The sequence below is a fragment of the Pseudoduganella sp. HUAS MS19 genome (genome assembly GCF_053615455.1).
In genome coordinates this window covers 5,605,237-5,619,901 of sequence record NZ_CM132133.1, presented here as the reverse complement: position 1 = coordinate 5,619,901, position 14,665 = coordinate 5,605,237, and the positions used below count along the sequence as shown (strand labels likewise).

The 14,665-nt window shown below is 63.2% G+C and carries 18 protein-coding genes; 15 read left to right on the top strand and 3 right to left on the bottom strand.

The genetic code is table 11. From position 1 onward, the window contains the following. Positions 1–8: 8 nt before the first annotated feature. A complete protein-coding gene (locus ACWBU6_RS25735; RefSeq protein WP_452646171.1) occupies positions 9–968 on the bottom strand; it encodes an endonuclease/exonuclease/phosphatase family protein in 960 nt (319 codons plus the stop codon). 38 nt (positions 969–1,006) lie between these two features. Between ACWBU6_RS25735 and ybaK the strand changes: the two genes are divergently transcribed. From ybaK to ACWBU6_RS25700, 7 genes are all read left to right on the top strand, one after another. Beyond that, a complete protein-coding gene (gene ybaK, locus ACWBU6_RS25730) occupies positions 1,007–1,498 on the top strand; it encodes a Cys-tRNA(Pro) deacylase (protein WP_452646170.1) in 492 nt (163 codons plus the stop codon). Positions 1,499–1,586: 88 nt separating this feature from the next. After that, positions 1,587–2,210, top strand: a complete 624-nt coding sequence (gene plsY / locus ACWBU6_RS25725) for a glycerol-3-phosphate 1-O-acyltransferase PlsY (RefSeq protein ID WP_452646169.1) — start codon at positions 1,587–1,589, stop codon at positions 2,208–2,210. 6 nt (positions 2,211–2,216) lie between these two features. Continuing rightward, positions 2,217–2,867 (top strand): DsbA family oxidoreductase, encoded by a 651-nt coding sequence (locus tag ACWBU6_RS25720; protein ID WP_452646168.1) that lies wholly within the window; start codon positions 2,217–2,219, stop codon positions 2,865–2,867. A 57-nt stretch (positions 2,868–2,924) separates the two neighbouring features. Further along, entirely contained in the window at positions 2,925–3,968 is a 1,044-nt protein-coding gene (locus ACWBU6_RS25715) for a sensor domain-containing diguanylate cyclase (RefSeq protein WP_452646167.1), read from the top strand. A gap of 17 nt (positions 3,969–3,985) precedes the next feature. Further along, a complete protein-coding gene (locus ACWBU6_RS25710) occupies positions 3,986–4,276 on the top strand; it encodes a DUF427 domain-containing protein (protein WP_452646166.1) in 291 nt (96 codons plus the stop codon). A gap of 89 nt (positions 4,277–4,365) precedes the next feature. Beyond that, the gene (locus ACWBU6_RS25705; RefSeq protein ID WP_452646165.1) at positions 4,366–5,592 is read left to right on the top strand and encodes a metal-dependent hydrolase; all 1,227 of its coding nucleotides are present in this window, start codon (positions 4,366–4,368) and stop codon (positions 5,590–5,592) included. Continuing rightward, positions 5,589–6,428: an ion transporter gene (locus tag ACWBU6_RS25700; RefSeq protein ID WP_452646164.1), complete on the top strand. Its 840-nt coding sequence runs from the start codon at positions 5,589–5,591 to the stop codon at positions 6,426–6,428. Before ACWBU6_RS25705 ends, ACWBU6_RS25700 begins: the two co-directional genes overlap by 4 nt. On the opposite strand, the gene ACWBU6_RS25695 is transcribed toward ACWBU6_RS25700, so the two are convergent. Then, a complete protein-coding gene (locus ACWBU6_RS25695) occupies positions 6,425–7,279 on the bottom strand; it encodes an oxidoreductase (protein WP_452646163.1) in 855 nt (284 codons plus the stop codon). The two genes, ACWBU6_RS25700 and ACWBU6_RS25695, sit on opposite strands and share 4 nt — an antisense overlap. A gap of 105 nt (positions 7,280–7,384) precedes the next feature. Here ACWBU6_RS25695 and ACWBU6_RS25690 point away from each other — a divergent pair, with 105 nt between their 5' ends. From ACWBU6_RS25690 to ACWBU6_RS25665, 6 genes are all read left to right on the top strand, one after another. Further along, entirely contained in the window at positions 7,385–8,287 is a 903-nt protein-coding gene (locus ACWBU6_RS25690) for a LysR family transcriptional regulator (protein WP_452646162.1), read from the top strand. Then, complete coding sequence (locus ACWBU6_RS25685) at positions 8,269–9,177, top strand: LysR family transcriptional regulator (protein WP_452646161.1); 909 nt, start codon at positions 8,269–8,271, stop codon at positions 9,175–9,177. The genes ACWBU6_RS25690 and ACWBU6_RS25685 overlap by 19 nt, the downstream gene beginning before the upstream one ends. A gap of 117 nt (positions 9,178–9,294) precedes the next feature. After that, positions 9,295–10,515: a CmpA/NrtA family ABC transporter substrate-binding protein gene (locus ACWBU6_RS25680; RefSeq protein WP_452646160.1), complete on the top strand. Its 1,221-nt coding sequence runs from the start codon at positions 9,295–9,297 to the stop codon at positions 10,513–10,515. 11 nt (positions 10,516–10,526) lie between these two features. Continuing rightward, the gene (ntrB, locus tag ACWBU6_RS25675; protein WP_452646159.1) at positions 10,527–11,423 is read left to right on the top strand and encodes a nitrate ABC transporter permease; all 897 of its coding nucleotides are present in this window, start codon (positions 10,527–10,529) and stop codon (positions 11,421–11,423) included. A 1-nt stretch (position 11,424) separates the two neighbouring features. Further along, positions 11,425–12,219 carry an ABC transporter ATP-binding protein gene (locus ACWBU6_RS25670; RefSeq protein WP_452646158.1) on the top strand — a complete coding sequence of 265 codons (795 nt, stop codon included), beginning with the start codon at positions 11,425–11,427 and terminating at the stop codon, positions 12,217–12,219. A gap of 71 nt (positions 12,220–12,290) precedes the next feature. Continuing rightward, positions 12,291–12,458 (top strand): hypothetical protein, encoded by a 168-nt coding sequence (locus ACWBU6_RS25665; protein WP_452646157.1) that lies wholly within the window; start codon positions 12,291–12,293, stop codon positions 12,456–12,458. On the opposite strand, the gene tsaD is transcribed toward ACWBU6_RS25665, so the two are convergent. Next, a complete protein-coding gene (gene tsaD / locus ACWBU6_RS25660; protein ID WP_452646156.1) occupies positions 12,459–13,493 on the bottom strand; it encodes a tRNA (adenosine(37)-N6)-threonylcarbamoyltransferase complex transferase subunit TsaD in 1,035 nt (344 codons plus the stop codon). 87 nt (positions 13,494–13,580) lie between these two features. Here tsaD and ACWBU6_RS25655 point away from each other — a divergent pair, with 87 nt between their 5' ends. Beyond that, positions 13,581–14,210 (top strand): GntR family transcriptional regulator, encoded by a 630-nt coding sequence (locus ACWBU6_RS25655; RefSeq protein WP_452646155.1) that lies wholly within the window; start codon positions 13,581–13,583, stop codon positions 14,208–14,210. Continuing rightward, entirely contained in the window at positions 14,207–14,662 is a 456-nt protein-coding gene (locus ACWBU6_RS25650) for an OsmC family protein (protein WP_452646154.1), read from the top strand. Before ACWBU6_RS25655 ends, ACWBU6_RS25650 begins: the two co-directional genes overlap by 4 nt. The last annotated feature ends 3 nt before the right edge of the window (positions 14,663–14,665 follow it).

The following is a 14,665-nucleotide window of genomic DNA, read 5'->3' as shown; positions in this document are numbered from 1 at the left end:
GGGACCGCCTAGCGCAGCCGCAGCCGCACCAGCACCTGGCCGTGGTCGGAGACCTCGGGCCGCTCCTGGCGCAAGTGGTCGTTGAAGTAGCTGACGTCCAGCACTTCGCCAATCGCGCGCGGGGAGGCCGGGTTGAATTCCTCCGACACCAGCACGTGGTCGATGGTGGAGTAGTGGCCCTCGTGGATGCTGGTGTAGGCCACGTGGCGCAGGTGGTCTTGCCGCAGCTGGATCTGGTTGGCATCGTACATGCGGCCGCGGCGCTCGTCGCCTGGAATCATGCCGCCGCCGTTGCCAAGCACGATGGTGGTGGTCACTGCATCGGCGGTGTCGTTGAAGTCCCCCAGTACGATGCAAGGGCGGCGCGATTCGCGCATCATCTTGCTTAACAATACCCGCAAGGCCACCGCTTCCGTGCCGCGCCACACCAGCGAGCGCAGGCTGGCCATGGCCAGGTGCAGCGGGTCTTCCGAGGTGTCGCCGCTGCGGTAGTCGGGCCGGCGCGACTTCAGGTGCACCACGATGACATCCACCACCACCTCGTTGGGCAGGACGATCTGGGCGTGCAGGGGCGCCCGCGCGAAACGGTCCGACTCCGGCAGGCCGGAATCGGCAGGCACACCTTCCGGGAAGTTGGCATATACTTCCGGCGCCGCAGCCAGGGGCAGGCGCGACACCAGCGCCACATTGGGCGTCAGGCGGGCAGCATGCGGATCGGGATCGAAGCCGGCATGCACCGCATCGCGGTATTTGCGCGTGCGCGAGAGGACGTCGCGCAAGGCTTCCTGCGAGAAGATTTCCTGGAAGCCGATCACGTCGGCATCGAGCTGGTCCAGTTGCTGCGCAGTCCATTCCGCCTTGGCCCGATACTCCCGCTCCGTCAAAGGCTGCAGGTTGTCGTACAGTTTCGCCCCTGGCGGGGCAAGGTTGCAGACATTGAAGGTGGCAAAGCGAATTTCTTGCTGCATAATTAGAAACTCCTCTCTTGGCACTAGCGTATCACGGCATGGCAAAAAAAGAGCACATTTCCGAAACCCCGGCGACAGCATTACTGCGCAAGCACAAAGTCGCATTTTCCGAACATCCTTATGAGTACGAAGAGCATGGCGGCACTGCCGTCTCTTCGCGCGAGCTTGGCGTCAATGAGCACCAGGTGGTGAAGACCCTGGTGATGCAGGACGAAGCGGCGCGGCCGCTGATCGTGCTGATGCACGGCGACTGCAAGGTCTCGACCAAGAACCTGGCCCGCAATATCGGCTGCAAATCCGTCGAGCCCTGCAAGCCCGAGGTGGCGCAGCGTCATTCCGGCTATCTGGTGGGCGGTACGTCGCCGTTCGGCACCAGGAAGGCGATGCCGGTGTATGTGGAGGAAAGCATCCTCGGCCTGGAAACGATTTATATCAATGGCGGCCGCCGCGGCTTCCTGATTGGTATCAAGCCAACTGTGCTGACGGACGTGCTGGCGGCCAAGCCGGTGCAGTGCGCATTGGCTGATTGATAAGATTGGCGTGGCGCGCCACCGCCCGCGCCGGGCGGTATGGTGTATAGTCGCTGCCGCATATAAAAACAACGAATCCTGGGGATTTATGACTACTTTGCTTCTGATTATTGCCGCTTACCTGATCGGCTCGATTTCCTTCGCCGTGGTGGTGAGCAAGTTCTACGGCCTGGCCGATCCGCGTACCTATGGTTCCGGCAATCCCGGCGCGACCAACGTGCTGCGCAGCGGTAACAAGGGCGCCGCCATCTGGACCTTGATCGGGGATGCCTTCAAGGGCTGGCTGGCCGTGTTCCTGGTGGACCATTACCAGCAGCAACTGGGCCTGGGCAGCCAGGCGGACCAAGCCATCTCCCTGGTGGCGGTGGCCGTGTTTGTTGGCCACTTGTGGCCGGTGTTCTTCAAATTCGTCGGCGGCAAGGGTGTGGCCACTGCGCTGGGCGTGCTGCTGGCGCTGAACGTGTGGCTGGGTCTGGCAACCCTGGTGACCTGGCTGGTGGTGGCTTACGCCTTCCGCTACTCCTCGCTGGCTGCCCTGATCGCATCCGTGTTTGCACCGTTCTACTACGGCCTGTTGTTCGGCGCCGAGCCGCAATTGGCTGCCGTCTTGGTCATGAGCGGCCTGCTGATTTGGCGCCATGCCAAAAATATTGCTAACCTTATTGCTGGCAAAGAAAGCCGCATCGGCAGCAAAGCCAAGAACAAGGCCTAGAAAACCATGACTACGACCCCGATCCGCATCGACTTCGTTTCCGACGTCTCTTGTCCCTGGTGTGCGATCGGGCTGAACAGCCTGGAAGTGGCACTGTCCCGCCTTGGCGACAGTGTCCAGGCGCAAATCCACTTCCAGCCCTTCGAGCTGAACCCGCATATGGTTCCGGAGGGGCAGGACATCACCGAGCACCTGCGCCAGAAATACGGCGCCAGTCCCGCCCAGCAAGAACAAACCCGCGAGATGATCCGCCAGCGCGGCGCCGATGTCGGTTTCGATTTCGCCATGGGCATGCGCAGCCGCATTTACAACACTTTCGATGCCCACCGGCTGCTGCATTGGGCAGGGGAGCACGGCAAGCAGAAAGAGCTGAAGAAGGCATTGTTCGACGCCTACTTCACGCGCGGCCAGGACCCGAGTTCGCGCACCCTGCTGGTGCAGGTGGCCGGCAAGGTCGGCCTGGACGAAGCGGAAGCCGTGCAAGTGCTGTCATCGGGCCGCTACGCACAGGAAGTGCGCGATATGGAACACTTCTATCACCGCAACGGCATCCAGTCGGTGCCGGCTGTGATCATCAACGAAAAGCACTTGATTTCCGGCGGACAGCCGCCGGAAGCCTTCGAGCGGGCGCTGCGCCAAATAGTGGCTGCCAAATAAAGACTATTAACTTGCTAACAACCTTGTTACACTTGGTATAGTAACAAGGGAGAGAGCATGTCTGCCGCAGAAAAAATCATCACAACCCTGTACCCGCGGCAGGCGGACGAGCACAATCGCCTGTCTGCGCTGCGCCGCTACGACGCACTGGATGCGCCAGCGACCGAAGACTTCACCTTCCTGACCGAGCTGGCTGCCAGGGTTTGCGACGTCCCCTATGCCTTTATCACCCTGGTCGGCGCCGAGCGCGCCTTGGTCAAGTCGTCCACCGGGCTGGCAGCCAGCGCCATGCCGCGCAGCCAATGCTACTGTTCGCTGGCCGTGCTGGGCGACGACGCTACCGAGATTTGCGACCTGAGCAAGGATGCCCGCACCGCAGGCATGCCCCTGACCACGGAAGCGCCCTTCATGCGCATGTACAGCAGCGTGCCGCTGACCAGCAGCGACGGCTTCGCGATCGGCACGCTGTGCGTCATGGACAGCAAGCCCGGCCGCCTGTCGCCTTCCCAGCGCGACATGTTGCGCAAGCTGGCGCGCCAGGCCATGGCGCTGTTCGAGCTGCGCGCCAAGGAAAAGGCGCTGCAAGCTTCGATGGATGAGCTGGAAACCCTGGCCACCACCGATGAGCTGACCGGCCTGCATAATCGCCGCTCGCTGATGAACCGCCTGCGGTTCGAGGTGGCGCGCACGCGCCGCTTCCGCACGCCGCTGTCGGCCGTGACGCTGGACGTCGACCGCTTCAAGCACATCAACGATGAGTTCGGCCACCAGCTTGGCGATGCAGTGCTGGCCGCGATCGGCCGCTTAGTGCGCGAAAACATACGGGTCATCGACGTGGCTGGACGCTACGGCGGCGAAGAATTGTGTATCCTGTTGCCGAACACACCGCTCGCAGGAGCGCGCAAGTTCGCAGAGACGTTGCGGTGGCGGATCGAAGCCCAGGTGCACAGCGCCGGTGCGCGCACGGTAGCGGTGACGGCCAGCCTTGGCGTCGGCTCCTTCAATCACATGGATATTGATGATGCCGAGATGCTGCTGAAGCAGGCGGACGCCGCGCTGTACCGCGCCAAAGCCAATGGCCGCAACCGTGTGGAAAGTTGAACAGGACAGGAGTTTGCATGCCGAAGGCAATTTGGAATGGCGCCGTGATTGCGGAAGCCGATAGCAGCGAAGTCGAGATCGTCGAACACAATATTTATTTCCCGCCATCGCGTGTGAAGCAGGACTATCTCCAGCCAAGCCAGCACACCACGCTGTGCCCGTGGAAGGGTGTGGCCAGCTATTACAACGTGGTAGTGGATGGCAAGGTGAACGCCAACGCCGCCTGGTACTACCCATCGCCAAAGGAAGCGGCCCACAATATCAAGGACCGCATCGCCTTCTGGCACGGCGTCGAGGTCGAACATTAATTGTTGAAAGTCGGGGTCAGCTCCGGCAATCGGACATTTGCCGAAGGCAAATGTCCGATTGCCGGAGCTGACCCCGACTTTCATTAAGCATGGATAACATCACACATTCTGTTGTCGGCCTTGGTGTCGGCGAACTGGTCCAGCGCTCGCTGCCGGCGGAAGACGATCCGGCACGCCATCGAACGCGCCATCGCCTGCTGTTGACGGCTTGCGCGCTGGCCAGTAATTTCCCCGACCTTGACCTGGTATTCACCCGGCTGGCGCCGGCGCCGCTGGGCTATTTGCTGCACCATCGGGGGCACACGCATACCTTGCTGTACCTGCTGCCGCAGGCTTTGCTGCTGCTCGCCCTGTTGTGGGCCCTGTGGCCCAATGCGCGTGCGCTGCTGCGCGAGAGCCGCGATGCCAGGCGCGGGCTGCTGCTGGCGCTGGCCGCCGGCTTCCTGCTGCACCTCGGTATGGACTTCATGAACAACTACGGCGTCCATCCCTTTTATCCGTTCAGCGGCACCTGGTATTTCGGCGATATGGTCTACATCATCGAACCGGTGTTCTGGGTGGCGTTCGGGGTGCCGTTGGCGATGGCTGCGCCCTCGCGCAGGATGCGTATCGTGCTGTTGTCCGTATTGCCGGTGATCCTGCTGTATGTGACGATGCATGGCTATCTTGGCTGGATTTCGTTCGCAGCCCTGGTCGCGCTGGGCGCGGCGGTGGCGGCGCTGCGCTTCATGCATATGCAGAGCCGGCGCGCGCTGCTGCTGGCGCTTGGCATGGTGCTGGCGTTCGTCGGTATCCAGACCTCGGCCTCGTCAAAGGCGCGCCAGGCAGTGACGGCGGCGCTGGCGCTGCAACATCCGCAGGCGCGCGTGCTGGACGTGGCGCTGACTGCTTATCCGGCACAGCCGCTGTGCTGGAGCTTTACGTCGATCGAGTCGGACGGGAAGGCTTACCAGCTGCGGCGCGGACATCTGAGCCTGGCGCCGTCCATGCTGCCGCCGCGCGAATGTCCCGCCGCATTGTCGGCCGATGCGGCGCAGGAAATGGCCGGTACCGTGCCGGGCGTGCTGCTTTCCGGCTCGTGGCAGGGCGATGTGGCGGCCTTGCGCACACGGGCGGCGACCGATTGCCAGCTCGCGGCATGGTTGCGCTTTGCGCGCATGCCCGCTGTGGATGAGTCGCAGGCCAGCGACCTGCGTTTTTCCAGCTCGCCACGCGGCAATTTCACGACGCTGTTGCTGGCGGCGAAAGCGGATTGCCCGTTCAGCGTGCCCGCATGGGGCATGCCGCGTGCTGATTTGCTGGGGAGCGCACAGTGAAGACTTATGACCCGCACCAGCGCTTTGGACGTCCGGAAGGCGGCTGGCGCGAGAAGCTGTATTCCGTCATTTTCGAGTCCGATACGCCGGCCGGCATGGCCTTCGACCTGGCGCTGATCGGTGCCATCCTGCTGAGCGTCACGACCGTGGTGCTGTCCAGCGTGTCCGTGGTGGCGCGCGACTATGGCGACTGGCTGTTCGCGGCAGAGTGGTTCTTTACGGTGCTGTTCACCATTGAGTACATCAGCCGCCTGCTGTGCGTGCGGCACCCGCTGCGCTATGCCCGCAGCTTCTTTGGCATGATCGATTTGCTGGCGGTGCTGCCAAGCTATATGGCGCTGTTCCTTCCCGGCGCGCATGTGCTGCTCAATGTGCGGATCCTGCGCCTGCTACGCATGTTCCGTATCCTCAAGCTCACGCTCTACATCGAGGAATACGGCATGCTGGGACGGGCCTTGCTGGCCAGCCGGCGCAAGATCCTGATCTTCCTGTCGGTAGTGTTCATGGTCGTGTTCCTGCTGGGGACCGCCATGTACGTGGTCGAAGGGCCGGCACACGGCTTCACCAGCATTCCCACTGCCGTCTACTGGGCGATTTCCGCTGTGACCACCGTGGGCTTTGGCGACCTGGTGCCGAAGACGGACCTGGGGCGTGCCATCGCATCCTTCATGATGCTGCTGGGGTGGGGCATTCTTGCCGTCCCGACCGGCATCATCAGCGCGGAAATCAGCCAGCAGCGCCGCTCGCACCGCACCTGCACCGCCTGCCTGGCCGGCGACCATGAGCAGGCGGCGCGTTTCTGCAAGAGCTGCGGGACCAGGTTGCCCGGGACTTAAGCGGCCGGCCTGGCCGGCTGCCCGAAGTCGGTCGATAGGGCCAGCTCCTTCCATCGCGCCAGTTCCTGCTCGACCTGCCGGTGCTTGGCGTAGGCGCGGGCGACGGCGTCGCTGCCCAGTTGCAGGCGCAGCGGCGGCTGGGCTGCGTCGGCCAGTTTCAGCAGCGCCTGCGACAACCTGGCCGGATCGCCCGGTTGCGCGTGATTGGCGCCCGCAGCAAAGTCGCGCATGGCGCCGACCGTGTGCTGGTAGTCATCGATGCGCTTTGCGGTCTCCACCAGCGAGGTGGCGTCGAGGAAATCGGTGCGGAAGAAACCCGGCTCGACCACGGTGACATGCACGCCGAGCGGGGCCAGTTCCTGTGCCATGGCTTCGCTCAAGCCCTCCACCGCAAACTTGGTGGAACCGTAGACGCCCCAGCCGTGATACGCCTGGTAGCCGCCCAGCGAGGAAATGTTGATCACGTGGCCGCTGCGCTGCCTGCGCATGGCCGGCAGCACCGCGCGGCTCACGTGCAGCAGGCCGAAGACATTGGTTTCGTAATTGCGGCGCACTTCATCTGCCGACGTTTCCTCGACGGCGCCGAGAATGCCGTAGCCGGCGTTATTCACCAGCACATCAATGCGGCCGAAGCGTTCGATTGCGGCCTGGGCGGCGAGGACGGCAGCAGCTTCCCGGGTGACGTCCAGCTGCACCGGCAGCAGTCTGGGATGCACGCCCAAAGCTTCGACTACCGCTTGCGGGTTGCGGGCGGCAGCTACTACGGCATCGCCGCGCGCCAGGGCGTCGCGCGCAATCAGCAAGCCGAAGCCGCGCGATGCGCCAGTGATGAACCAGACTTTGTTTGCCATGATATTGCTCCTTCAGGTGGGTGGTTGGTGAAGGGAATGGTAGGCGTCGGCAGGCTGTTACACTAGCGATGGTAAAGCTGATTGATTTTCAACTTTGAGTTGTAAATGATGGACAAGGCCCGCGTCATCACACTATTCATCGGCGTCGTGCACGCCGGCAGTTTCAGCCGGGCGGCAGTGGGGGCCGGCCTCTCGGCGCAGGCAGTGAGCAAGGCGATCCGCCAGTTGGAGGAATACCTCGGCGTGCGCCTGTTCCACAGGACTACCCGCAGCCTGAGCCTGACCGACGAGGGCCAGCGCCTGTTCGAGCTGGCCAACCCCGGCCTGCGCCTGCTGGACGAGGCGCTGGACCACGTGCGGAACAGCCGCGAGGCAGTGGAAGGCATGATCCGGGTTGCCGCGCCCACGTCCCTCGGTACCGTGGTGTTGGCGCCCCTGCTGCGCGAATTCCAGGAGCGGTATCCGGGCGCGCATTTCGACATGCTGTTCGACGACCACTTCACCGACTTGATCGAGAAGAAGATCGACGTCGGCTTCCGTGCGGGGAATCCGCCGGAGCGCAACCTGGTTGCGCGCCAGCTCGGCAGGATCCCCCTGCATATTTGCGCCTCGCCCGGCTATATCGAACGCCACGGTGCGCCGCGCACGCTGGAAGACCTGCAGCGGCACCGCTGCACCGGTTTCCGCCAACCGAACACGGGCCGCGTCATTCCGTGGGAGTTGAAAGGGCAGGGCGGCACGGTCTACCAGGACGTGCCCTGCGTGGCGACCTTCAATACCGCGGAAGGCGAGGTGGAAGCGGTGCGCGCCGGCGTGGGCATCGGCCAGCTGGCGCTGTATATGGTGGAGCGCGACCTGGCGGAGGGCCGGCTGGTGCAGCTGCTGCCTGGCCAGGTTACGGCGAATGCGGCGGTTTACATGTACTATCCGCAGCGCAGCCGCATGCCGATACGTGTGCGGCACTTTATCGACTTCATGATGAAACGCAAATGGACCGCCTTTACCTGATGACCGTCTATGTGGCGGTGGCCGAGGAGCAGGGCTTCGCGGCAGGTGCGCGCCGCCTGGGCATGTCGCCGCCGGCCGTCACGCGCGCGGTCGCGGCGCTGGAAGAGCGGCTGGGCGTCAAGCTGCTGGACCGCACGACGCGCCATGTGCGCGTGACGGAAGCCGGCCAGCGCTACCTGGATGATGCGCGCCGCATCATTGCGGAAGTCGACGAGGCCGACGATGCGGTGGCCGGTATCAATGCCGCGCCCCGCGGCCACCTGGCCGTTACCGCCCCGGTGCTGTTCGGCCGCCTGTACGTCATGCCGGGCATTGTCGAATACCTGCAGCGCTATCCTGCGATGGATGTCTCCACTGTCTTCGTCGACCGCCTGACCAACCTGCTGGAGGAGGGAATCGACGTTGGCATCCGCATCGGCGAACTGCCCGATTCGACCATGCGCGCGATTCCGGTCGGGCAGGTGCGGCGCATGATCATTGCCTCACCTTCTTATATTGCGAAACATGGCGCGCCGGCCACGCCGCAAGAGCTGGCGCAGCACACCATCGTCGCCTCGTCCGGCTCCAGCGTGCCGCCGGATTGGCGTTTCCATCACGGCGGCAGCAGTCAGTCGCTCAGGGTCAAGCCGCGCCTGGGCGTGAATAATAATGACTCAGCCATTGAAGCGGTGCGAAGCGGCTTTGGCATCGCACGCCTGCTGTCCTACCAGGCGGCCGCCTTGCTCGAGGCGGGCGAACTGGTGGAGGTGCTGCAGGACTATGCCACACCGGCTGTGCCTGTCCATATCATTCACCGCGACAGCCGGCAGGGCTCGACCCGCATCCGCAGCTTCGTAGACCTGATGGCCGAGCGTTTGCGCACCGATCCGAGGCTGCACCCGGTGCGCTGACAGCGCCAGTTTGGTGCGGCGCACAAAGGCGGTGCTGGATTTCCACCCGCTTTCCCTCTGAAAGCGGGGTGGCACGGCGCTTGCAGTATCCCCATTATTTACTCACCGGGGATAGTGATGGATCGCACGTTCAGCCTTACCCGTCGCCGCCTGCTTGCTACGGGCGCTGCGACAGCGTTATCGAATTACGCCTGGGCCGCAGGCTCCGATAAGCCGGAAAAGGAAGAAGTCAGGGTCGGCTTCATTCCGCTCACCGATTGCGCATCGGTAGTGATGGCGTCCGTGCTGGGCTTCGATAAGAAGTACGGCATCAAGATCGTTTTGAGCAAGGAAGCGTCCTGGCCCGCCGTGCGCGACAAGCTGGTGAACGGCGAACTTGATGCAGCCCATGTGCTGTATGGACTGATATATGGCGTGCAGCTCGGCGCCGGCGGTCCGAAGAAGGACATGGCGGTGCTGATGAACCTGAATCACAATGGCCAGGCGATCACGCTGTCGAAGAAGCTTGCCGAGAAAGGCGCTGTCGATGGCGCCTCGCTGGCAAAGGTGATGCGCACGGAGCAGCGCGAATATACTTTTGCGCAGACCTTCCCCACCGGCACGCACGCGATGTGGCTGTACTACTGGCTTGCTTCGTACGGCATCAACCCGATGAAGGACGCAAAGATGATCACCGTGCCGCCGCCGCAGATGGTGGCGAATATGCGGATCGGGAACATGGATGGCTTCTGCGTCGGCGAGCCGTGGAATCATCGCGCCATTGTGGACGGCATCGGCATCACTGCGACAACCACGCAGGATATCTGGCGCGACCATCCTGAGAAGGTCCTGGGCACCAGCGCGGAGTGGGTGAAGAAGTATCCCAATACCGCGCGCGCGCTGGTCGCGGCGGTGCTGGAGGCCGGGCGCTGGATCGACGCGTCCCTGTCGAACAAGGTGAAAATGGCCGAAGCCATTGCCGACAAATCCTACGTCAACACGACCGTCGACGTGATCGGCCAGCGCATCTTGGGGCGCTATCAGAATGGCCTGGGCAAAACCTGGGACGATCCCAACTACATGAAGTTCTTCAATGACGGCGAGGTGAATTTCCCTTACCTGAGCGACGGCATGTGGTTCCTGACGCAGCAAAAGCGCTGGGGCCTGCTCAAAGCGGAGCCGGATTACCTGGCTGTCGCCACGCAGGTGAACCAGATCGAGGTCTATAAGGACGCGGCCAGCATGGCAAAGGTGAGCGTGCCGAAGTCGGCGCTGCGTAGCGTGAAGATGATCGACGGCGCGGTTTGGGATGGCAAGCATCCCAAGGCCTATGCCGATTCATTCAAAATCAAGGCGTAAGGGGCAGGCTTATGAGTACGGTCTACGAAACGATTGGCGGCGCCAGCGCGGTGCCGCCGGCGGACGAGGTGCGCGCACCTTCGCGCCGAGCGCGCTTGGCGGCGAAAGGAGTACGGCTGGCGCCGGAGGGTGGGCGGCTGCGGCCTGTTGTGCTGAAGATCCTGCCGCCGCTGCTCGGCCTGGCGCTGTTGGTGCTGGTGTGGCAGATACTGGCGGTGCGTAATGAAGGGTTCCCCACGCCGCTGGAAACCTGGCATGAGGCGCTCAAGCTGTTTGCCGATCCGTTCTACCGCAAAGGTCCGAACGACCAGGGCATAGGCTGGAACATCCTCGCGTCGCTGCGCCGCGTGGCGCTGGGCTTTGGCCTGGCGGCGCTGGTTGGTATCCCGCTTGGCTTCCTGATTGGCCGCTTCAGCTTCGTGTACGGCATGTTCAGCCCATTAATCAGCCTGCTGAAGCCCGTGTCGCCGCTGGCCTGGCTGCCGATTGGCCTTCTGCTGTTCAAGGCCGCCGATCCAGCCGCGATCTGGGCCATCTTCATTTGCTCGATCTGGCCGATGATCGTCAACACCGCCGTCGGCGTGCAGCGCGTGCCGCAGGATTACCTGAACGTGGCGCGCGTGCTGAACCTGTCGGAATGGAAGGTGGCGACGAAGATATTGCTGCCGTCCGTGCTGCCCTACATGCTGACCGGTGTGCGGCTTGCCATCGGTACTGCATGGCTGGTAATCGTCGCCGCCGAAATGCTGACCGGCGGCGTAGGCATTGGCTTCTGGGTGTGGGACGAGTGGAATAACCTGAATGTGCCGCACATCCTGATCGCCATTGGCGTGATCGGCGTGGTCGGTCTGCTGCTGGAGCTGGCGTTGATTGCGCTGGCCAAAGCCTTCAGCTACGAGGAGAAATGAGATGACGTCGAAATTCATCGATATCAGCCAGGTCCATGTCCACTTCGGCCAGTTCCATGCGCTGAACGACATCAACCTGACAGTGGAACAGGGCGAATTCATCACCCTGATCGGCCACTCAGGCTGCGGCAAATCCACGCTGCTCAACCTGATCGCTGGCCTGAACCTGCCAAGCAGCGGAGTCCTGGTGTGCAGCGGACGCGAAATCGCCGGGCCCGGGCCGGAGCGTGCCGTGGTGTTCCAGAACCATTCACTGCTGCCCTGGCTGACCTGTTTTGAAAACATCTACCTGGCGGTGGAGCGGGTATTCGGCGGCAAGGAGGTTCGTGCGCAACTGGAGGAACGCACCTGGCAGGCGCTGGAGCTGGTGGGACTGGCGGCAGCAGGCGGCAAGCGGCCCAATGAGATTTCGGGCGGCATGAAGCAGCGTGTCGGCATCGCCCGTGCACTGTCGATCGAGCCCAAGGTACTGCTGATGGACGAACCGTTCGGCGCCCTGGACGCGCTGACGCGCGCCCACCTGCAGGATGAGTTGATGCGCATTGTCGCCGCCACGGGCGCCACAGTGGTGATGGTGACGCATGATGTGGATGAGGCGGTGTTGCTGTCCGATCGTATTATCATGATGACAAATGGACCGGCGGCGACCATCGGCGGCATCGTCAAAGTGCGGCTGGAGCGTCCGCGCGACCGGCTGCTCCTGGCCCAGGATGGGCTATATCTTGACTACCGGACCAGCGTCCTGCAGTTCCTGCACCAGCGGCAAGGGCATCCGGCACAACGTTTTGCTGCATAGCAACGCACAAAAGTGTGGCAGCAGATCCACTCTGCTGCTACATTTGTGGTCTATACAAATGGAGACACCTGATGGGTACCGAAGTACAGCAGCACGAGGTTATTAAAGATGCAAAGCGGGAAGACAAGCCGAACCGTCACGAGATGGTGCGCCAGCAAATGAACCACACCGGCATGCGTACCGGTATCGCAGCCGGCCTGCTGGCCCTGGTAGGCCTGAGCGCCTGGCTGCTCGCCTGATCAAATGACCCGCAGTTCGTCCAGCGGCCAACGCGGACGAACGTTGAAGGAATAATCGCGCTGCGCCGCCTGCGGATTGATCTGCAAGCGCATGGCGCCGGCGAAGGCAATCATTGCGCCGTTATCGGTGCAGAATTCCAGTTCCGGATAGTAGACCTTGAAGTGCTTCCTCTTGGCTGCCGCATTCAGCGACGCGCGCAGCTGAGCGTTCGCGCCCACGCCACCAGCGATCACCAGGCGTTTCAAGCCGGTCTGCTTTAGCGCGGACAGGCACTTGGCTGTCAGCACATCCACGATCGCATCCACGAAACCGCGCGCGATATTCGCCTTGTCCTGTTCGCAGACATTGGCGGCGCCGCCGTTGTTGTTCACCACTGTCAGCACGGCTGTTTTCAGGCCCGAGAACGAGAACATCAAGTCCTTCGAGTGCAGCATGGGGCGCGGCAGCTTGCAGGCTTCCGGATCGCCGAACTCGGCCATGCGGGAAATTGCCGGGCCGCCGGGGTAGCCCAGGCCCAGCAGCTTGGCGGATTTGTCGAACGCTTCGCCGGCTGCATCATCCAGTGTTTCGCCCAGCAGCTCATATTGGCCGACGCCGTCCACTCGCATCAGTTGTGTATGGCCGCCCGAGACCAGCAGCGCCACGAAGGGGAATTCCGGCGGTTCGCTGGCCAGCAGGGGCGACAGCAGGTGGCCCTCCAGGTGGTGCACGCCCAGTACCGGCTTATCCAGCGCCATGCCCAGCGCGCAGGCGATGGCCGAACCCACCAGCAGGGCGCCGGCCAGGCCGGGGCCTTGCGTGTAGGCGATGGCATCGATCGCACTGGCAGGGAGCTTGGCTGTGCCCAGGGCTTGCTCCAGCAGCGGGATGGCGCGGCGGATATGGTCGCGCGAGGCCAGCTCCGGCACCACGCCGCCATATTCCTCGTGCATCGCGACCTGCGAGTGCAGGGCGTGCGAGAGCAGGCCGCGCTGCGTGTCATACAGGGCCAGGCCGGTTTCGTCACAGGAGGATTCAACGCCGAGAACGATCATTGGAATGCACAAAGGTTAAAGGGCAATCCGCCATTGTAATGGAAAGCCTGCTTGCGATGATTGGTATACGTGTATACAATTTGCTGCATGACGACACCACCACCCCGTGCGCAAGGCGGCCCGGCCATCCTGGCGGCCCTGCGCGCCGCCATCAGCAACGGCAAGCTGGCGCCCGGCGCCGTGCTGCGCCAGGCCGAACTGGCTGAACAATTCGGCACGAGCCGCATTCCCGTGCGCGAAGCCCTCAATTCCCTGCAAGCGGAAGGCCTGGTGCAAATCGAGCCGAATCGCGGCGCCTTCGTGACGACGCTGAGCGCCGAGGAACTGCATGAGCTGTTCGACCTGCGCGTGCTGCTCGAAACCGATGTGCTGCGGCGCGCGGTGCCCTTGCATACGGAACGCAGCCTGCGCCGGCTGGAGGCGATCCAGCATGAACTGGATGGCGAGACCGTGCCGCTGGAATGGCTGCGCCTCGACCGCGCCTTCCACGATGAACTGTATGCGCCGAGCGCGCGGCCGCGCAGCCTGCAGTTGGTGGGCAGCCTGCGGGCGTCGGTCGAGCGCTTTTACCTGGCGCGTCTGGGGCCGGACGCGCGCCGTCCGGAATGGAACGACGAGCACCAGCGCCTGATCGCGCTGGTGAGGGCGGGAGATGCGGAAGGGGCTTGCGCCATCCTGGCCGGGCACCTGCGCGAAACTGTAAGGAGCATGACATGAGTACTCATACTGCGGAAGTTGCCTGGCATCGGCACGATGCCAGGTTCACCGATAACCGTTACAGCAGGCTGCATAAGTGGACGTTTGATGGCGGCACCGTGGTGCCGGGATCGTCGTCGCCGCATGTGGTGCGGGTGCCGCTGTCCGATCCGTCCGCGGTGGATCCGGAGGAAGCTTATGTGGCCTCGCTATCGAGCTGCCATATGCTGTGGTTCCTGAGCCTTGCGGCGCGCGATGGCTATGTAGTCGACAGTTATGTCGATGCGGCGGAAGGGACGATGGAGGATGGCTGGATCAGCGTGGTGACGCTGAAGCCGGTGGTCGTGTTCTCGGGCGAGAAGGCGCCGACCGATGCCGAGCTGGAGCGGCTGCACCATGAGGCGCATGGGGAGTGCTTCCTGGCGCGGTCGGTCAAGACCGAGATTCGCGTCGAAGGCAGCTGGCGCTACTGAACC